This window comes from Stenotrophomonas sp. 05N423, assembly GCF_056397145.1.
The window spans coordinates 384907-404376 of sequence record NZ_JBFTMV010000001.1; the positions used below are offsets into that span (position 1 = coordinate 384907).

Annotated in this window: 12 protein-coding genes; 10 read left to right on the forward strand and 2 right to left on the reverse strand. The window is 68.9% G+C overall.

Annotation, left to right across the window (positions count from 1 at the left end):
- Window positions 1–186 precede the first annotated feature (186 nt).
- The 9 genes from AC1DGW_RS01680 (at window position 187) to AC1DGW_RS01720 (ending at window position 16764) form a co-directional block, all read left to right on the forward strand.
- The gene (locus tag AC1DGW_RS01680) at window positions 187–1986 is read left to right on the forward strand and encodes a DUF262 domain-containing protein (protein WP_478018946.1); all 1800 of its coding nucleotides are present in this window, start codon (window positions 187–189) and stop codon (window positions 1984–1986) included.
- A gap of 97 nt (window positions 1987–2083) precedes the next feature.
- Entirely contained in the window at window positions 2084–3706 is a 1623-nt protein-coding gene (locus AC1DGW_RS01685) for a PAS domain-containing protein (protein ID WP_478018947.1), read from the forward strand.
- 369 nt (window positions 3707–4075) lie between these two features.
- Window positions 4076–5122 carry a S66 peptidase family protein gene (locus tag AC1DGW_RS01690; protein WP_478018948.1) on the forward strand — a complete coding sequence of 349 codons (1047 nt, stop codon included), beginning with the start codon at window positions 4076–4078 and terminating at the stop codon, window positions 5120–5122.
- Between the two features lie 97 nt (window positions 5123–5219).
- The gene (locus AC1DGW_RS01695) at window positions 5220–6560 is read left to right on the forward strand and encodes a metal-dependent hydrolase family protein (protein ID WP_478018949.1); all 1341 of its coding nucleotides are present in this window, start codon (window positions 5220–5222) and stop codon (window positions 6558–6560) included.
- Window positions 6561–6656: 96 nt separating this feature from the next.
- Complete coding sequence (locus AC1DGW_RS01700) at window positions 6657–8177, forward strand: beta-N-acetylhexosaminidase (RefSeq protein WP_478018950.1); 1521 nt, start codon at window positions 6657–6659, stop codon at window positions 8175–8177.
- 97 nt (window positions 8178–8274) lie between these two features.
- Window positions 8275–8976: a response regulator gene (locus AC1DGW_RS01705; protein ID WP_478018951.1), complete on the forward strand. Its 702-nt coding sequence runs from the start codon at window positions 8275–8277 to the stop codon at window positions 8974–8976.
- Window positions 8976–10376 (forward strand): ATP-binding protein, encoded by a 1401-nt coding sequence (locus AC1DGW_RS01710; protein ID WP_478018952.1) that lies wholly within the window; start codon window positions 8976–8978, stop codon window positions 10374–10376. The genes AC1DGW_RS01705 and AC1DGW_RS01710 overlap by 1 nt, the downstream gene beginning before the upstream one ends.
- 279 nt (window positions 10377–10655) lie before the next feature.
- The gene (locus AC1DGW_RS01715; protein WP_478018953.1) at window positions 10656–13616 is read left to right on the forward strand and encodes a two-component regulator propeller domain-containing protein; all 2961 of its coding nucleotides are present in this window, start codon (window positions 10656–10658) and stop codon (window positions 13614–13616) included.
- 124 nt (window positions 13617–13740) lie between these two features.
- Window positions 13741–16764 (forward strand): diguanylate cyclase, encoded by a 3024-nt coding sequence (locus AC1DGW_RS01720; protein ID WP_478019608.1) that lies wholly within the window; start codon window positions 13741–13743, stop codon window positions 16762–16764.
- A gap of 70 nt (window positions 16765–16834) precedes the next feature.
- Here AC1DGW_RS01720 and rnt read toward each other — a convergent pair whose 3' ends face one another.
- Complete coding sequence (gene rnt, locus AC1DGW_RS01725; RefSeq protein ID WP_478018954.1) at window positions 16835–17470, reverse strand: ribonuclease T; 636 nt, start codon at window positions 17468–17470, stop codon at window positions 16835–16837.
- Between the two features lie 38 nt (window positions 17471–17508).
- Window positions 17509–18360: a diguanylate cyclase domain-containing protein gene (locus tag AC1DGW_RS01730; RefSeq protein WP_478018955.1), complete on the reverse strand. Its 852-nt coding sequence runs from the start codon at window positions 18358–18360 to the stop codon at window positions 17509–17511.
- A 160-nt stretch (window positions 18361–18520) separates the two neighbouring features.
- Between AC1DGW_RS01730 and AC1DGW_RS01735 the strand changes: the two genes are divergently transcribed.
- On the forward strand, window positions 18521–19405 hold the full coding sequence (locus AC1DGW_RS01735; protein WP_478018956.1) for an acyltransferase: 885 nt from the start codon (window positions 18521–18523) through the stop codon (window positions 19403–19405).
- Window positions 19406–19470: the final 65 nt, after the last annotated feature.

A 19470-nucleotide genomic window follows, 5' to 3' on the forward strand; every position in this document is an offset into this window, starting at 1 on the left:
GTGCAAGGCAGGGTCGTGTAGCACCGGGGATGAGGGTTTTGCCAGAGTCACCCCAAGGAGCAGACACGCAGCAGGGCAGGTCCTGCCGCTACGATTCGGGTTTCATGCGCGCCGTGCCCTGGACCGGCGCGGCCTGCTAGGCTTCGTTGCACGACTGTCCAAGTGCGACGATGAAGCCGAGCCCGAATGAAAATCACTCCCAACGCGCTGACCATCAACCAGTTGTTCTCCGCTGCCAACGAGCAGTTCGTGATTCCCGCGTACCAGCGACGTTATTCCTGGCGCGAGCGTCAGATCAATGAGTTGATTGACGACATCGCGCTGACCGAGACCGGCGATACGCATCTGCTTGGCAGCATCGTCTGCCTCACTGGTCACCACACGGCAGGGCTCAATCAGTTGGAGCTGGTGGACGGCCAGCAACGCTTGACCACCATCGCCATCCTGCTGGAATGCATTCGGCAGCGGCTGGAAGGCATGGAGGAAAGGGATGCGGTTGCGGATTTGTCCCGCCTGCTCACGGCCAAGGCGCTGGGAGGACCGGCGGCGCGCAAGGTGGTGCTGGACTCCATCGATGCCGAAGAGTTCGAGCACTTGCTCAAACACGCCGGCACCGCAGTCGATGGGCAATTCCGCAATGTGCGTCTTGCCAAGGCGTTTGCCATCGTGCGTGACTGGCTGGAAGCGCAGCCGCTGGATGAGCTGGGCAGCTTCCTCTACAAGTTGCAGAACCTGGCGCTGGTCATCCGTCTGGACGTGGGCGATGCCAAGGATGCTTTCAAGCTGTTCGAGACCATCAACAACCGTGGCCTGAAACTCAGCCCTACTGACATCATCAAGAATTTCGTCCTCGGCAATGCTGCCCGGTTTGGCCGGGCGCAGCTGGAGGCGGCCCGGGCCAGCTGGGCCAAGCTGGTCGCCCATCTGGACGGTACGGATTCGGATGCCTTCTTCCGTTACTACCTGATCTCCGAACTCAAACAGCGGGTCACCAAGTCGGAGGTTGTCCCGGAGTTCAAATGGCTCTTCATGAACAGGGTGGCCGAGGCTGCGGATCTTCCCGATCGCCATCTCTACAGCGATGAGGAGGACGAAGAGGATGAAGAGGGCGAGAGCATCGACGACGCGGACGATGTCGTCGAGGACGGCGTGCGGGATATCGAGAAGTCGGCCAGCATCCACTTCAAGGATTTCATCGCCAACCTGGTCAAGTGCGCTGGTGCTTTCGGCGAGTTGGTGCTCATCAAGGCCGGTGACAAGCGCATCGACCGCCATCTGCGGCACCTGCGCATGATCAAGTCGGCGCAGACCTATGGTTTCCTGATGCACCTGCGGGTGGGCGGAACGCCGGTAAAGACCTTCGTGGAGGTCCTGAAATTGACCGAAAGCTTCGTGCTGCGCCGTCATGTGTGCAAAGAGCGCGCCAACGAAACCGAGGCGCTGTTCGCACGGTTGTGTGCGGTGGACCCGATGAGCCCGATAGCCGCAGTCAAGGCTGCCTATCGCGAGGCCTCCCCATCGGACGAGAAATTCCGCGACGAATTCGCCGCCGCAAACTTCACCGCCAACATCATCGATCGCGCACGTTACTGCCTTGAGCAGATCGAACTGCATTCACTGGGCAAGTACGACGAACTGCAGGTGTTGGGCGGCGAGGCGGTACACGTGGAGCACGTTATTCCGCAGAAGATCAAGAGTAAGCGGGCAAGGGAGGAGTTCGGTGATTGGGTGGAATACCTGGGCGAGCGCGCGGAGCAGCATCACGCCAGGTATGTTTCGCGCATCGGCAATCTGACGATCTTCGCCGGCGCACTCAACATCGGTGCGTCTAACAATCCCTTCGCCAACAAGAAGAGGGCCTACCGGGAATCGTCGATCCAGTTGACCTTGAAGCTGGCGCAGATGTCGTCGTTCAAATTCAAGCAGGTTCAGGAGCGTTCGCTGGCGCTTGCGCAGGTGGCCGTAGAGCTGTGGCCGAGGCCGTGAACCCACGCAACCGAATGGCCGTGGGAATGTGACGGGATTGCCGTTGACGCAGATGGCGCTGGACGACTGATTCATGCTTCGATAACCATAGCCCCGTATGTTCTCTATCCCCACGCCGTCCACCCACCTGCTGCAACTGCTGCCCGAGGCGGTGGTGCAGACGGATGCGCTGTGGGAGATCACGTATCTCAATCCGGCCTGGCAGCGGCTTACCGGCCATCCGGTAGAGGATGCGCTCGGTCGTTCGCTGCTTGAATTCGTGCATCCCGACGACGTGGGCACCCTGCGGTCGGGCATGCCGGTGTTCCGGCTTTGCTTCGCCAATGGGGACTACCGGTGGGTGCGCCTGCAGCTCCATCCGGAGACGGACGCGGCGGAGCGGGTGATCAGCCGGCAGGGCGTGCTGATCGAGATCACCGAGGTCACCGAGCAGGTGCTGGTGGAGGTCCGCCAGCGGTTCCTGCGTCTGCTGGAGACCATCGATGGCGTGGTCTGGGAGGCCGAGCGCGGCGTGGGTAATACCTTCCTGAGCCCGCAGGTCGAGCGGCTGTTCGGCTATACGGTGGAGGAGTGGCGGTCCGATCCGGGCTTCTGGCGGTCGCGCGTGCATCCGGACGACCTGGCCGAAGCGCTGGTCATCGATGACGCCGCGTACAACGCGACGCACAGCTACGCCTACGAAATGAGTTACCGGCTGATCGCCAGGTCCGGCAAGGTGGTGTGGGTGCGCGACCTGTGCCGCGCTGTGGTCGAGCCGGGGCGGCCGAACCGCATGATCGGCCTGATGATCGACGTGACCCGGGAGAAGAACACGGAGCTCGAGCTGCTGCGTTCGGACAACCGCTATGCGCTCGCTACGCTCGGGTCCAACGACGGCATCTGGGACTGGGACCTGCGCACCGACGTGCTGCACGTGTCCGAGCGCTTCCGCGCGATCGTGGGGTTGGGCGGCGCCGACCTGGTGCATGACGGCGGCTGGCACTTTCTCCAGCAGCTCGTCGACCCTGACGACCGCGAGCGCGTGCAGGCCGTCTGCCGCAGGCATCTGGCGGGGGACAGCCCGAATTTCTCGGTGGATTTCCGCGCGTTCCATGGGGCGGGGCGGCTGGTGTGGGTGAACTGGCGCGGGGTCGCCCAGTTCGAGGACGGCGTTGCCGTGCGCATGGCCGGTTCGTTGAGCGACCTGGCCGAACGCGGCAGTTCCTACGACGCCCTGACCAACCTGCCGGGCCGGCCGCTGTTCCGCGACCGCCTCGCGCACGCCATCGCGCTGTACCGGAACGAGACCGCGAAGGACGATGACGTGCCGGCACGGGGCGGAACCACGATGTTCGCCGTGCTGCTGCTGGACCTCAACGGGTTCAAGGCCGTCAATGACACGCTCGGCCACCATGTGGGCGACCAGTTGCTGCAGCAGGTGGCGCGCCGGCTCGAATCCTGCGTGCGCACGGTGGACCTGGTCGCGCGCATGAGCGGCGACGAGTTCAACGTGCTGCTCGAGTCCATTGCCCCCGCCGAGGCGGCCGACCGCGCCCGGCAGATCGCCGCCGCGCTCGAAGTGCCCTACGGGATCGGTGAGCACACCGTGACCAGCGGTGCGAGCATCGGCCTGGTCTGCAGCAGGCCAGGCCTGGCGACCATCGACGACTACCTGCGCGCCGCGGACGCCGCCATGTACCGGGCCAAGAGCCAGTCATTGGGCGTGTGCGTGTTTTCATGACGCACATCCCTGTGCGTCACCCTTCGGGCGGCTTCGCCGTGAAAAACGGCTGTCCTGCCGTTTTTTCATGACGCGCCTCCATGCTTCATTCTTCGGGCGGCTTCGCCATGAAAAGCCGCTGGCCTGCCGCACCCCTGTCCCGATGCGGGCGCTGGCGCCTCACCCACCGCAACCCATGACAGATCGTGCGGCATCCATGCCGCGCGGTTATGGGCGCGGTGCGGTGCCGTCATCGCGAAATGCATCCAGTGCCTTGAATCACGCACTTTTCCGATGCGCGATGCCGGTTTTTCCTGTCGCCGGGCCGCACTGTCGGGCGGGCGGGCCGGTTGCTACCCTCGGCCGGACTTTCCCCAGACAGGTGGTGGCATGGACAGGCGGCGATTCATCGGCGGCACGGCGTTGGCGGGAGCCCTGCTGCCCCTGATGGGCGCGACGGGCGCGCTGGCGGCGCAGCGGAGCGGGCAATTGCTGCCGCTCCCGCTGGCAAAGGGCGATACGGTCGGGCTGGTCAGCCCATCGTCGGCCAGCAGCGACCAGCTCAGCCTGCAGTTGGCGCGGGAAGCGATGGAGGCGCTGGGTTTCAAGGTGAAGACCGGCGCCCATTACGGTTCCCGCTACGGGCACCTGGCGGGCACCGACGCCGAGCGTGCCGGCGATCTGAACGCCATGTTCGCCGATCGGCAGGTCAAGGCCATCGTCTGCGTGCGTGGCGGTTCCGGCGCGGCACGCCTGCTGCCGCTGCTGGACTACGCGGCCATCCGCGCCAATCCCAAAGTGCTGCTCGGCTATTCGGACATCACCGCCCTGCATTGCGCGATCCAGGCGAAGACGGGGCTGGTGACCTTCCACGGGCCGATCGGTTCGGGCAGCTGGAACCGCTTCAACGTGGACCAGTTCGAGCGCCTGTTCTTCAAGCGCGAGCTGATGGAGTACCGGAACACGGTCGACAGCGAGGACGAACTGGTGCCGCGCAGGAACCGCACCAGCACGATCACTGGCGGCAAGGCGCGCGGCGAACTGGTGGGCGGCAACCTGACGGTGCTGACCGCGCTGGCCGGCTCGCCCTACCTGCCTGACTTCACCGGCAAGATCCTGTTCCTGGAAGACGTGGAAGAGGCGCCCTACCGCGTCGATCGCATGCTCAGCACCCTGAAATTGATGGGCGCGCTGGACAGGATCGCCGGCTTCGTCTTCGGCGAATGCACCAGCTGCACGCCCGGCGACGGCTATGGCTCGCTCACGCTGGACCAGCTGTTCGCCGACTACATCGCACCGCTGAAGATACCGGCCTACCGCGGCGCGATGATCGGCCATATCCGCGAGCAGTTCATCGTGCCGGTCGGCGGCCGCGTGGAGATGGACGCGGATGCCGGTACGTTCCGGCTGCTGGAACCGGTGTTCGCCGAACGCTGATGCGGCCGGCATGGCGGTGCGATCGGCCATCCGGGCGCCGCCTATACTGGCGCGGCCGCCGGATGGCGGCGTCGGCACACCTCATGGAGAAACCGTCATGTCCGTCATCCGGCTGATGCGCCCGCTGTCGTTGCTGTGGGCGCTGTGCTTCGCGGTACCCGTATCCGCCCAAGGCGCAGCGGACGAAGGCGAGCTGCTGTTCCGCGGGGTGCGGGTACTGGACACCGCGCGCGGCACGCTCGGCGCGCCGACCGACGTGCTGGTGCGCGGCAACCATATCGCCGCCATCGGCGCGGCAGCGACGCCGGTGCGGACGGCCAGGGTGATCGATGGCCGCGGCCGCACCCTGATGCCGGGGCTGATCGACGCGCATTGGCACAGCACCTTCACCGCGTTGTCGCAGGCGGACATGATGGCCCTGGCCGCCACGCCGGAAAAGCTGGCTGCCAGGGTGGCCGCCGAATCCGAACGCACCCTGCTGCGCGGCTTCACCAGCGTGCGCGATGTCGGCGGGCCCATCTTCGAACTGAAGGCGGCGATCGATGCCGGCCGCGTGCGCGGCCCACGCATCTGGCCTGCGGGCGCCACCATCAGCCAGACCGCCGGGCACGGCGACATGCGCCAACCGCAGGAGCGCTCGCGCCGCTTTTTCGGCAAGCCGGCATTGGCCGAGGAGATGGGCGCCACCTTCATCGCCGACGGGCGCGACGAGGTGCTGACCGCGGTGCGCGAGAACCTGCGCATGGGCGCGAGCCAGATCAAGCTGATGGCCGGTGGTGGTACGTCCTCGGCCTACGACCCGGTGGACGTCACCCAGTACACGCTGGACGAGATGCGCGCCGCGGTGGAGGCGGCCGAGGACTGGGGTACCTACGTGACCGTGCACGCCTACACGGTGCGCGCGGTGCGCCGCGCCATCGAGGCGGGCGTGAAATGCGTCGAGCACGGACAGCTGCTGGACGAGGACACGCTGAAACTGATGGCCAGCCGCGGCGTGTGGCTGTCGAGCCAGACCCTGCGCCCGAGCACGGAGAACATGGACCCGCTGCGCCGCGAGAAGCGCAAGCCGGTGATCGAAGGGCAGGCGCGCATGTGGGCGATGGCCAAACGCGCTGGAGTGCGCATGGCATGGGGCACCGACTTCCTGTTCGAGCCCGAGCTCAACGCCGAACAGAACGATTTCATCCTCGGCCTGCGCGAATGGTTCACGCCGGCGGAGATACTGAAGATGGTCACGCATGACAACGCCGGGCTGCTGGCATTGTCCGGCCTGCGCAGTCCCTATGGCGGGCGCCTGGGCGTGGTCGAGGAAGGTGCACTGGCGGACCTGCTGCTGGTCGAGGGCAATCCGCTGGAGGACCTGCAGGTCATCGCCGACCCGGCGCGCAACTTCGTCGTGATCGTCAAGGACGGCCGCATCGTCAAGGGCGCCGACTGACGGTGGCGGGAGGGAAGGGCTGCCGCCCGCACGGGTGGTGGCGCCGCTCCGGCACCGGCAGAATGCCGATGTCCTCACTGCCGGCCGACGTTCGAGATGAAACCGTTCTTCAAGCTTGAAGTCCTGTCGCTCTGCCTGGCCCTCGTGGTGGGCGCCGGATGCGCTCATCGCATGCCGGTCATGGCCGCCGATGCGCCAGCGCCGGTGGCGCACATCGTGCCCTTGCCGCGCTCGATGGAGTCACACCCCGGTGAGCTGCGGATCTCCGCCGCCGTGACGGTGGAAGGCGGGAGCGCCGCGCCCATGGCCGGGCGCGCGCTGGCCGAACTGCTGGCGACGCTGCATATCGCCACGACCGACGCGGCCACGCCCCTGCGGCTGCAGCTGGTCGACGATGCGGCGCTGGGCGATGAGGGCTACCGGCTGGTGGTGGATGATGCGATCCACCTGAGCGCGCGCACTGATACCGGCCTGCTGCACGCGGTGCAGAGCCTGCGCCAGCTGCTGCCGGCCAGCGCCAGCCCGGAGTACCGGTTGCCGCGCGTGGCGATCACCGACGTGCCGGCCTACCGCTGGCGCGGCCTCTCGCTGGACGTGGCCCGCAGCTTCCTGCCGGTCGAGTACCTGGAAAAACACATCGACCGCATGGCGCTGTTCAAGTTGAACCGGCTGCACCTGCACCTGAGCGACGACCAGGGCTGGCGGGTCGAGATCAAGCGGTACCCGAAGCTGGTGCAGGTCGGCGGCGCCAGCGCGGTGGCCGGCGGGCGCGCCGGCTATTACACGCAGGAACAGCTGAAGCACCTGGTGGCCTACGCGCAGGCGCGCGGCGTCACCCTCGTGCCGGAGATCGACATGCCCGGGCACGTGCAGGCGGCGCTGGCCTCGTACAACGAGCTGGCCTGCAATGACGTGGCGAACCTGTCCACCTACTCGGGCGTGGAAGTGGGCTTCAGCGTGTTCTGCCTGGAAAAGCCCGAGGTCGTGTATCCCTTCGTCCGCGATGTGCTGGAAGAAGTGCTGGCGATCTTCCCGTCCCGCGAAATCCATATCGGCGGCGACGAGATCAAGCATCCGCTGTACGCCGGTTTCGTGGCGCGCACCGCGGCGATGGTGGAAGCGATGGGGCGTACGCCCATCGTATGGGAAGAGGGCTCGGTGGCCGACATGAAGCCCGATGTGCTGCTGCAGTTGTGGAACGACGGCTATGCCATCGACGCCGCGGTCGCCAAGGGGCATCCGTTGATCCTGTCGCCCTGTTCGTACCTGTACATCGACCATGGCAACTACGCGGGCCAGCCTGGCGCCGACTGGTGCCGCGCCGAGGGCGTGCCGCTGGCGCGTGTCTACGGCTTCGACCCGACGCCATACAGGACGGCGGTGGGAGTCGAAGCAGCGCTGTGGACCGAGTTCGTGCATACCGACGCGGCCGCCGACGACCACCTGTGGCCGCGCCTGGCGGCGGTGGCCGAGGTGGCATGGAGTCCGGCTGGACAACGCGGCTACGCCGGCTTCGTGCGGCGCATGGGGGCTTTGCACCCGCATCTGGATGCCCTCGGCATCCACTATCACGCTGAGCCGGATCTGGGCTGGGGCGATGCGAAGGATGCGCATTGAGGCGCACGGCGGCGCTGGAGGCGCGGGGGCGCGTACTGCCGGATGCGCGCCATGCTCGGGTAGCATGGCGCCCTTGCCCACGACGGAAGCCCTGACCATGCACCGCCTGCTGGTGGTTGACGACGACAGCGAGATCCGCGGGCTGCTGGCCGAGCAGCTCGGTCGCACCGGCTATACGGTGAGCACCGCCCGCGATGGCGCCGAGATGCGTCACGCCCTGGCGCGCGAGCACATCGACCTGATCGTGCTCGACCTCAACCTGCCGCGCGAGGATGGACTGGCGTTGTGCCGCGAACTGCGCGCGCGTTCCAGCACGCCGGTGATCATGCTCACCGCCCGTGCCGAGCCGATCGACCGCGTGCTGGGCCTGGAGATGGGCGCCGACGATTACCTGGCCAAGCCGTTCGAGCCGCGCGAGCTGCTGGCGCGCATCCGCAACGTGCTGCGCCGGACCGAGGCGCTGCCGGCCAACCTGGAGCCGCTGGCGATGCGCCGGGCGACGTTCTCCGGCTGGGTGTTCGACCTGGAACGGCGCCACCTGGTCGATCCGGCCGGGCGCGTGGTGATGCTGTCCGGCGCCGAGTTCCGCCTGCTGCGGGTGTTCGTCGGCCATGCCAACAAGGTGCTCTCGCGCGAGCAGCTGGTCGCGCTGAGCAGCGGCCGCAGCTACGAGGCTCAGGACCGCGCCATCGACCTGCAGGTCAGCCGCCTGCGGCAGAAGCTCGGCGACGCCGGCAGCCTGATCAAGACCGTGCGCAGCGAGGGCTATGTGTTCGCTGGCGTGGTGACGCTGGGATGATGAACCGGCTGCGGCGGTTCCTCGCATCGATGGCCGGCCGGCTGTTCGTCATCCTGCTGGTCGGCATGATGGCGGCGGCGATCGGCGCCACGCTGCTGGCCGAAGCGCGCCGCCGCCAGGAGTTCGAGCAGCAGAACCTGATGCGCATGGCGGACCGCCTGCAGGGCTTCGTCGCCCTGCTTGAGGGCAACCCCGAACTGCGCGCGCGGCTGCTGGAAACCGGTGGGGCGAGCGTGCGCGAAGCCCGGGGTGAGGTTCACGTCGGCGAGGAGGACGAAGCGCTGATGGCCGTCCTGGACAACCGCGAAGGACCGGTGGCCGATGCGCGCGTGCACGCCACCAATTTCCGCGCCTGCCTGCCGCCGCTGCCGGAGCTCCTGCCGCAGCGCACGCGGCTTTCGCACCACCTGCGCAAACGCTATCCGGCGGTGATGCCGCCGCGCTGCCGCCTGGTGGAGCTGACCCTGGGCGATGGCACGCAGCTGCGGCTGGCGCTGCAGTACCCGGCGACGGCGCGCATCAGCATCTTCGCCTTCGACCCGCTGTTCCTGTCGCTGCTGTCGCTGGCCATCGCCGGGCTGGCCTACGCGGTGGCGCGCATCGCCAGTTCGCCGCTGCAGCGGCTGGCGGATGCGGCCACCGATCTGGGCCAGGACCTGCAGCGCGACCCATTGCCGGTGGATGGGCCGCAGGAGGTGCGCCGCGCGGCCGAGGCTTTCAACGCCATGCAGCAGCGCCTGCAGCGGCATATCGGCGAACGCACGCAGATGCTGGCGGCGATCACCCACGACCTGCAGACGCCGCTCACGCGGTTGCGGCTGCGGCTGGAGAACGTGGCCGACGAACAATTGCGCGAACGACTGGTCGCCGACCTGGCCGCGATGCAGGCGCTGATCCGCGAGGGCCTGGAACTGGCGCGCAGCGCCGAGAGCGCCGAGCAGCGCGTGGTGCTGGACCTGGATTCGCTGCTGCAGAGCGTGGCCGAGGACGCGGCCGAGGCCGGGCACGAGGTCGAGTTCGAGCAGGGCTGCGGCGCGGTGCTGCGGCTGCGTCCGCTGGCGATGCACCGGTTGTTCTCCAACCTGGTGGACAACGCGGTCAAGTACGGACAATCGGCGCATATCCGCGCGCAGGCGCGGGACGGACAGGTCGAGGTGCGCATCCGCGACCGCGGGCCGGGCCTGGCGCCGGACGAGCTGGAGGCGGTGTTCACCCCGTTCCTGCGCCTGGAGACCTCGCGTTCGCGCGAGACCGGCGGCGCCGGCCTGGGCCTGACCATCGCCCGCACGCTGGCCGAGAAGAACGGCGCCACCCTGGTCCTGCGCAACCATCCCGATGGCGGGCTGGAGGCGGTGGTCACCTGGCCGGCGCCGGTGCCGGAGGCAGCCCGCAAGGGGTGATCGGCAACGCCGGTCCGCGTGACGTCGCGGGTGCTCCGTGGCGCCATGGGAATCGCGAATGCGCACCGATGTTCACGATACCGCTCCGTATCTTTGAGGCAACGCGTCGCGCGGATCCGGGGCAGCCTGGTTTCCGGTGAATTTCGTGCGGTTTCCACGGGCGCGTGCGGTCATCGCGTACGGGCCTGAAGTACGATGCCGGCAATGGCGATGGAACCGTCGACTCCCGCATTGCAACCTGTCCGCCGGCGCACTGCCGGCACCCGCGCATGGCTCGGATTGGCACTGGCCCTCATGCTGCCGTGGGTCTGCCAGCCGCTGGCCGCGCAGGAGGCGCCGGTCGAACTGCGCGATTACACTCATGACAGCTGGAGCACGCACGACGGCCTGCCGCACAACACCATCCTGGGCATCGCGCAGAGCCGCGAAGGCTATCTGTGGCTGGCTACCTGGGAAGGGCTGGTCCGCTACAACGGCAACGAGTTCCGGGTGTTCGACCGCAGCGGCCAGCCGGCATTGCGCGACAGCGCCATCGCCGCCGTGCACGCCGGGCGCGGCGGCGGGCTGTGGTTCGCCGATTCGCGGGGCAATCTGGGCCGTTGGCGGCCCGGCGACAGCGTGCGTTTCTGGGGGCGCGCCGAGGGTCTTCCCGGCAACAGCATCGACGGCCTGTACGAGGATACGGACGGGCAGGTCTGGATCGCGCTGAACGGCGCCGGCCTTGGCCGCCTGCAACCGGCCAGCGGACGCTTCGACCTGCTGCGGCCAGCCGAGCATGGCGCCGGTTTCGTCGGCATACGCCCCGTGCAGGACAAGGACGGGCGACTGTGGATAGGTACACTGCAGGGGCTCATGTACGTGGACGGCGACCGCCTGCTGCCGGCGCCGCGCGAGCTCGGGCTGCCGCCCGGCCTGGCCTGGCCATACCGCGCGCCGGATGGGCGCCTCTGGGTGATGGCCGGCGCCGATCTGTACGTCATGCAGGATGGGCGCCTGCAGCTCTGGCGTTCGGTGCCGCAGGCAGGCCGCATCACCGCCGTGCTGCAGGACCGCCACGGCACGGTCTGGCTGGGCACCGAGAACCAGGGCGTGCTGCGCCTTGAGGAGGAAGGCGTCAAGGCGGTGGACCGGAGCATGGGCCTGCCGGAAGGACGCGTGGCCGCCCTGTTCGAGGACCAGGAGGGCAGCCTGTGGGCCGGGACCAACGGCGGCCTGTACCGGCTGCGGGAGGCGTTGTTCGCCACTGTCGACATGCGCGCGGGGCTGGGCAATGACTTCGTCCGTACCCTGGCCGAGGATGCGCGCGGCACGCTGTGGATCGGCGGCAGCAGCGGACTGGACGGACTGTCGCCGGAGGGGCGCATCCGCCATTTCTCGCTGCAGTCGGCCGGTGCCAGCCAGGGCGATGTCTCGGTGCTCGCCCTGCAGGTCGACGGCGACGAGGTGTGGGCGGGAACCTACGGCGATGGCCTCTATCGCCTGCGTGATGGCCAGGTGGTGCGCCGCTACGGCATCGCCGACGGCCTGCCCAACGCCCATGTGCGCGCCTTGGCGCGCAGCCGCGAGGGCGGGTTGTGGATCGGCACGCGACAGGGCGTGTCGCTGCTGCGCGGAGATGCGATCCAGCCCCTGCAGACGCCCGGGTTGCCGCGCACCCTGGTGCATGCGCTGCTGGAAACCCGGCGGGCGCTGTGGATCGGCGCGTCGTCGGGGCTGTACCGGTTGGCCGAGGGCAAGGTGGAACGGGTCGATCTGGGTGGCGAGGAGGGCGCGCGGCCGGTGCTGGCGCTGTATTTCGATGTGCCCCGCCAGACGTTGTGGGCCAGCACCGATCGCGGCCTGTACCGCCGGCGCGAGGGGCGGCTGGCGCATGTCGGCCTGGAGCAGGGCCTGCCGGTGGATGCGGTGTTCCAGATGGTCGTGGATGCGCGCGGCTCGGCATGGCTGGGCAGCAACCGCGGCGTGCTGCGCATGGACTATGCCGATCTGGATGCGGTGGCGGACGGGCGCAAGGCCCGGCTGACGGTGGACCTGTACGGCAGCCGCGACGGCATGGCCAGCTCGCAGGGCAACGGCGGCTCGGGCATCAGCAGCCTGCTGGCCCGCGACGGCAGCGTCTGGTTCGCGACCGGGCAGGGCGCGGTGATGGTGCAGCCTTCGCGCCTGCAGCGCGTCCGCGCGATGCCGCCACCGACGGTGGTGATCGAGCGCCTGCTGGTCGACGGCCAGCCCCTGCCGTTCGCCGGCCTGGGCGAGGTCGATGTGCCGGCCGGTACCCGCCGCCTGGCGGTTTCCTATGCCGGACTGAGCTACCTGTCGCCGCAGGGCATCCGCTACCGCACGCGCCTGGAAGGGTTCGACCACGACTGGGTGGCGCGCGGCAACCAGCGTACCGTCGAGTTCACGTCGCTGCCGCCGGGCGACTATGTGCTGCGGGTCGAGGCGACGAATGGCGAACGCGCCGGCGGCGTACGCGAAGCGGCGCTGCACCTGCACATCCAGCCGTATTGGTGGCAGCGCACGCCGGTGCGCCTGGGCGGCCTGCTGGCCCTGCTGCTGCTCGGCGCCGGGCTGTACTGGCGGCGGCTGGTGCACTACCGGCGCGATGCCGCGCGGCTGGGGCGGCTGGTCGAGGAGCGCACGGACGACCTGAAACGGCAGGCCGAATACCTGGCCGCGGCCGACCGCGAGAAGCAGGGCCTGCTGGACCGGCTGGGCGCGCAGGCGCAACTGCTGGAGCAGCATGCCTACCGCGATACCCTGACCGGCCTGCCCAACCGGCGCGCCTTCGAGGAACGCGCCGAGGTGGAGATCGCGCGGGCGCTGGCCGGGGCGCCGTTGTCGCTGGCGATCCTCGACATCGACCATTTCAAGCGGATCAACGACGACCGCTCCCACGCGGTCGGCGACGCGGTGCTGCGCCGGTTCGCGCAGGTGGCGGGAACGGTATGCCGGTCCGACGATTTCCTCGCCCGGGTGGGCGGGGAGGAGTTCGTGCTGCTGCTGCCGGGTCTGGCTTCGGACGCCGCTCTGGGGTTGTGCGAGCGCATGCGCGAGGCGGTGGTGCGATCGGACCTGTCCGATGTCGCGCGCGGGCTGCCGGTCACGGTCAGCATCGGCGTGGCGGAGGCCGGCGCCGATCCGTCCCTGGAGGCGCTGATGGAAGCGGCCGACGTGGCGCTCTACCGCGCCAAGAATGGCGGCCGCAACCGGGTCGAAATGGCCGGCCATCGCGGTTGAACGACGGCCCCGGCCCCGGCCCGGGGCTGCGCGGGGCCGGCAATCCCCCTACCATGTACGAACTCTCCCCCTGTTCGTGCACATGACATTGCCGCAGCAGTCCGAACGCACCGACCGCCCGGCCATGCCATTGGATCATCGCCGCCGCACATCGCGCCGCTGCAAGCCTCGTCCCGGACAATGGATCTGCCATGTCCTGCTGCTGTGGACGTGCCTGCTGGTCCTGGCCGGCGAGGTGGCCGCGGCGGAACGCACACCGCCGCTGCGCGATTACGCGGTCGACATGTGGACCTCGCGCAACGGCCTGCCGCACAACTCGCTGCGCGGCATCGCGCAGACCCCGGAAGGCCACCTGTGGTTCGCCACCTGGGAAGGCGTGGCGCGCTACAACGGGCTGGATTTCGACCTCTACGACCGCAGCACGACGCCGGGCCTGCTCGACAACGGCATAGGCGCGCTGTACGTGGATCGCGATGGCGCGCTGTGGGTGACCGATTCGCGCGGCAATGTCCTGCGGCGCACGCTCGACGGACGCTGGCGGCAATGGCCGCAGCAACCGCCGGCGCCGAAAGTGCTGATCCAGGCCATGCAGAAGGACGGCAAGGGCCGGCTGTGGCTGCTCTACGAGGGCCGGGGGCTGGGCTATCTGTCGCCGGAAGGGAGCATCGTCTACGAACCGCCGCCGCCGGGCGCGCCGGTGAACATGACCTTGTCCAACTGGATGGCTGTCGATGACAGGGACCGGGTCTGGGTGGGCACGATGGATGGGCTGAAGCTGCGCGGCGACGACGGCGTGCTTCGCGACGCGCCGGCCGGCCTGGGGCTGCCGCCGGGCGCGGCCTGGCCTTATCGCGCACCGGACGGCGCATTGTGGATCGTGGCCGACGGCGCGCTGTACCGCATGCATGGCGACGACGCGCGTCTGGTACGCGCGCTGCCGGGTATTTCCCATGCCACTGCGATGCTCCAGGACCGCCACGGCGAGCTGTGGCTGGGTACGGAGAACCAGGGGTTGTTCCGCATCGGCAGCCGCGGGGTGGAGCGCCTGCCGGAAAGCCGGCAGGTGCCGAGCGGGCGCATCGCGAGCCTGTTCGAGGACGCCGAAGGCAGCATCTGGGTGGGGGGCAACGGCGGCCTGTACCGGCTGCGCGAAACCCTGTTCAGCAGCTATACCACCCGCGATGGCCTGAGCGGGAACTATGTGCGTGCGGTATTGGAGGACGACCAGCAACGCCTGTGGGTAGGCAGCGCCGCAGGCCTGGACCGGATGGAGCGCGACGGCCGCATCGTGCCGGTGCCGTTGCGCAACAGCGTCGGCAGGGCACCGTCGCTGTTGAGCCTGACCCAGAGCCGCGACGGCGCGGTGTGGGCAGGCACCTTCGGCGACGGCATCTACCGCATCGACCGCGATGGCCGCAGCCGCCACTACGGTACGGCCGAAGGCCTGGCGGCAGGCAATGTGCGGGTGATGTCCGCCGACGTGCACGGCAAGGGCATCTGGGCCGGCACCCAGCGTGGCGTGGTGCATATCGCCGATGACGGCGTGCGCATGCCCACGGTGGAGGGCATGCCGGGCGGACTGGTCACCGCCCTGCGGGCCAGCGACGACGGCCTGTGGGTCGGCACCATCGAAGGCATCCGCATATTGCGCGGAAACACGGTGCAGCGGCTGGACGTGGATGGGCTGGGCGGTGGCCGCAGCATTTTCGGCTTCACCCCGGTGGGCGATGCGATGTGGATCACCTCCGACCGCGGCCTCTACCGTTACCGCGACGGCCAGCTGGCGCGGGTGGGGCTGGAACAGGGCATGCCGGTGGATACCGTGTTCGAGATGGTGCCCGACCATCTGGGCAACGTCTGGATCAGCAGCAACCGGGGCGTGCTGCGCACCACCATGGCGGCGCTGGACGACGTGGCCGACGGCCGCAGCGCACGGATCGAGGTCGAGCGCTACAACGAGATCGACGGCATGTACAACGCGCAGGCCAACGGCAGCACCGGGCCTTCGGCGACGCTGCGTGGCGACGGTACCTACTGGGTCGCAACCGCTGGCGGCCTGAGCATGGTCGATCCGGCGCGGTTGCAGCATTTCCGCGAGCGGCGGCCGCCGCCGGTGGTGGTGGAAAGCGTGCAGCTGGACGGTGTGCCGCTGCATTGGCAGCCGCAGGGCGTCGTGCGCGTCCCGGGAGGGCAGCGGGTGACGGTGGGCTATGTCGGCCTGAGCTACCTCATGTCCGACCGGATCCGCTACCGCACCCGCCTGGAAGGGCTGGACCGCGGCTGGATCGAACGCGGCAACCAGCGCAGCGTCGAGTTCATCGGCCTGCCGCCGGGCGACTACACCCTGCATGTGTCGGCGATGCATCCGGGCGGGCGCTGGAGCGAGAGCGAAGCGGCCTGGGCGTTCACCGTCGAGCCGCTGCTGTGGCAGCGGCGCAGCGTGCAGGCGGTGGCCGGCATCGTGCTGCTGCTGGCGCTGGTGGCGCTGTACCGCTACCTGATCCACCGCTACAAGACCAGCAACATCCGCCTGGCGCACCAGGTTGCCGAGCGCACCGCGGACCTGCAACTGCAGGCCGAACGCCTGCTGGCCGCCAACCAGGAGAAGACCGAACTGGCCGAACGCCTGCGCCAGCAGGCCGAGGCGTTCGAGCGGCAGGCGCACGAGGACCCGCTGACCGGCCTGCCCAACCGCCGCGCCTTCGACGAAGGCCTGGCGCGCGATTTCGCCCGGTCCCAGCGCAACGGCCATCCGTTGAGCCTGCTGGTGCTGGACATCGACCACTTCAAGACCGTCAACGACACCTGGTCGCACAGCGTCGGCGACCAGGCGCTGTGCGAGGTGGGGCGGCTGCTGGCCGCCAGTTGCCGCGACTCGGACCTGCCGGCGCGGTTGGGCGGCGAGGAGTTCGCGCTGCTGCTCAACGACACCGCACTGGACGAGGCGCAGCTGGTATGCGCGCGCCTGCAGGGCCTGTTCCATGCGCAGCGCAACTGGGCTGGTGTCGAGGGCCTGCGGGTGACGTTCAGCGCCGGGCTGGTGCAGCTCGGTGCCGGCGACCGCACGCCGCTGCTGCTGTTCCAGCGCGCCGACCGGGCGCTCTACCAGGCCAAGAGCGACGGCCGCGACCGGATCTGCCTGGGGTAGGGGGCAGGAGCGCACTTCAGTGCGCGAAGAGCTTTCCCGGGAAAGCCCCATCGCGCACTGAAGTGCGCTCCTACAACCGCGGCCAGCCGTTGACGATCTGGCAGAACAGGCGTGCGGTCTGTTCGGTGTCGTACACTGCGCTGTGCGCCTGGTTGGCGTCCCACTCGAATCCGGCGGCCTGCACCGCCCGTGCCAGCACGGTCTGGCCATAGGCCACGCCGGCCAGGGTCACCGTGTCGAACACGCTGAAGGGATGGAACGGGTTGCGCTTGTGGCCGCTGCGCGCGACCGCGGCGTTGAGGAAGTTCAGGTCGAAATGGGCGTTGTGGCCGACCAGGATCGCGCGCTGGCAGTTGTATTTCTTCAGCGCCGCGCGCACCGGCGCGAACACGTGCTCCAGCGCCTCGCGCTCGGGCTTGGCCAGCCGGAACGGGTGGTCCAGCACGATGCCGGTGATTTCCAGCGACTTGGGGTCGATATCGGTGCCTTCGGCCGGCACCACGTGCGCGCAGCTGGTCTGGCCGGGCAGCAGCAGGCCGTTCTCGTCCATGTCCAGGGGGATGACGGCGATTTCCAGCAGCGCGTGCCGGTTCCAGTCGAATCCGCCGGTCTCCACGTCCACCACCACCGGCAGGAAGCCGCGGAAGCGTTGCGCCATCGGCGTGAAAACAGGAGCGGTGGCCGAAGGGTCAGCGGGTTGGTTCATCGCGATAGGGTAACAGAGGCCCGCGCCGGCCCCGGCCCTCAGAACACCGGCACCCGGTGGCGACGGTGCTTGACCGCGTACATGTCGGCATCGGCATGGCGCAGCAGGGTCTCGGCGTCGCTGCCGTCGGCCGGGCAGCAGGCCACGCCGATGCTGACGCCGATGCGGGAAAACGGCGACGGCGCCTGGCCGGCGTCCAGCCCGGCCTGCAGCATGTCGGCCACCGCGCGTGCATCGGCATGGCCGGCGCATCCCGGCAGCAACACCACGAACTCGTCGCCGCCGACGCGGGCGATGAAGTCGCCATGGCGCAGCGCCCGGCGCAGCCGGTCGGCGGTCTCGCACAGCAGGCGGTCGCCCTGCGCATGGCCGTGGTGGTCGTTGATGGCCTTGAAGCCGTCCAGATCCAGGTACAGCACGGCCAGCGGCTGCGTGCCATCGCCCAGGGTCCGTTCCAGTTCCTCGCGCAGCCGGTAGCGGTTGGGCAGGCTGGTGAGCGGGTCGTGCCCGGCCATGAATTCCAGGCGGCGCTCGAGGTCGCGCAGCTCGGTGATCGGGTGGCCGACGGCGATGCGCACGCCATACTCGGGCAGCCACTTGGCCGACCACTGCATGTCCACGATCCGGCCGTCGCGGTGCACGTAGCGGTTGCGGAAGTTCGGCAGCGGCCGGCCTTCCATGACCCGCTGCACCGCCTGCGCGGTGATGCCATGGTCCTCGGGGTGGACCAGCTCGATCATGCGCCGGCCCAGGACGTCGCCCGGGCGGTAGCCGATGAGCTGTTCGAAAGCGGCGTTGACCGCAAGGTAGCGGCCTTCCGGATCGACCACGCACACGACATCGGGCAACAGGTCGAGGATCTCGCCCAGGGGCGGCAGCGTCGATGGCATGCGGGGGACGGCAAGGCGGGGGGCGAGGGAGAATTATTACGCCGCCATGGGGGCCCAGCGGAAGAGGGCGAGCGCATCGGCCGCCGTCGCCGGTGGCGTTTGTTACCCTGTGCCGCTTTTCGATGGCGGCGCCGGCCCGCACTTCGCGAGATATTCCCCCATGAAATGGTTCCGCATCGTCCCGATCCTGCTGCTGATCGCGTTCAACACCCTGCTGCACTGCCTGCCGCTGTTCGCGGTGGCGCTGTTCAAGGCGGTGCTGCCGCTGGCCACCGTGCGGCGCGCCTGCAATCCCCTGCTGACCGGGCTGGCCGAGAGCTGGATCGGCGTGAACAGCGCAATGATGGATCGCTTCACCCGCACCCGCTTCCAGGTCGAGGTCCCGGCCGCGCTGGAGCGCGATGGGCATTACCTGGTGCTGGCCAACCACCAGAGCTGGGTGGACATCCTGGTGCTGCAGAAGGTGTTCAACCGGCGCATCCCGTTGCTGCGCTTCTTCCTCAAGCGCTCGCTGTTCTGGGTGCCGGTGCTGGGGCTGGCGTGGTGGGCGCTGGATTTCCCGTTCATGGGCCGCTACAGCCGCAAGCAGATCGCCCGCAACCCGGAACTGGGCCGGCGCGACATGGAGGCGACGCGGCGCGCCTGCGCCAGGTTCCGCGACATCCCGGTGGCGGTGATGAACTTCGTCGAGGGCACCCGCTTCACCCGCGCCAAGCACGATGCCCAGGCCTCGCCGTTCCGCCACCTGCTCAAGCCCAAGTCCGGCGGCGTGGCCTTCGTGCTGGATGCGATGGGGCAGGGCCTGCACGCGCTGCTGGACGTGACCGTCGTCTATCCCGGCGGCATCCCGTCGATGCTGGACCTGATGGCCAACCGCGTCCCGGAAGTGCGGGTGCTGGTGCGGCAGCGGCCGATCCCGGCCGAACTGGCCGGCGGCGACTACCAGGGCGACCGCGCCTTCCGCGCGCGCTTCCAGCAATGGATGAACGGCCTGTGGCAGCAGAAGGACGAGGACATCGCCACGCGGCTGGAGCAGGCCCGCTGACCGGAGGCGGCGGCCTCCGGCCTGCACTGCGCCGGGCGGCGGCTTGCTAGAGTGCGCGCCTGTCC

Coding starts and splice junctions, on each gene's coding strand:
- AC1DGW_RS01680 (WP_478018946.1), top strand. CDS start 187: ATGAAAATCACTCCCAACGCGCTGACCATCAACCAGTTGTTCTCCGCT.
- AC1DGW_RS01685 (WP_478018947.1), top strand. CDS start 2,084: ATGTTCTCTATCCCCACGCCGTCCACCCACCTGCTGCAACTGCTGCCC.
- AC1DGW_RS01690 (WP_478018948.1), top strand. CDS start 4,076: ATGGACAGGCGGCGATTCATCGGCGGCACGGCGTTGGCGGGAGCCCTG.
- AC1DGW_RS01695 (WP_478018949.1), top strand. CDS start 5,220: ATGTCCGTCATCCGGCTGATGCGCCCGCTGTCGTTGCTGTGGGCGCTG.
- AC1DGW_RS01700 (WP_478018950.1), top strand. CDS start 6,657: ATGAAACCGTTCTTCAAGCTTGAAGTCCTGTCGCTCTGCCTGGCCCTC.
- AC1DGW_RS01705 (WP_478018951.1), top strand. CDS start 8,275: ATGCACCGCCTGCTGGTGGTTGACGACGACAGCGAGATCCGCGGGCTG.
- AC1DGW_RS01710 (WP_478018952.1), top strand. CDS start 8,976: ATGAACCGGCTGCGGCGGTTCCTCGCATCGATGGCCGGCCGGCTGTTC.
- AC1DGW_RS01720 (WP_478019608.1), top strand. CDS start 13,741: ATGCCATTGGATCATCGCCGCCGCACATCGCGCCGCTGCAAGCCTCGT.
- rnt (WP_478018954.1), bottom strand. CDS start 17,470: ATGAACCAACCCGCTGACCCTTCGGCCACCGCTCCTGTTTTCACGCCG.
- AC1DGW_RS01730 (WP_478018955.1), bottom strand. CDS start 18,360: ATGCCATCGACGCTGCCGCCCCTGGGCGAGATCCTCGACCTGTTGCCC.
- AC1DGW_RS01735 (WP_478018956.1), top strand. CDS start 18,521: ATGAAATGGTTCCGCATCGTCCCGATCCTGCTGCTGATCGCGTTCAAC.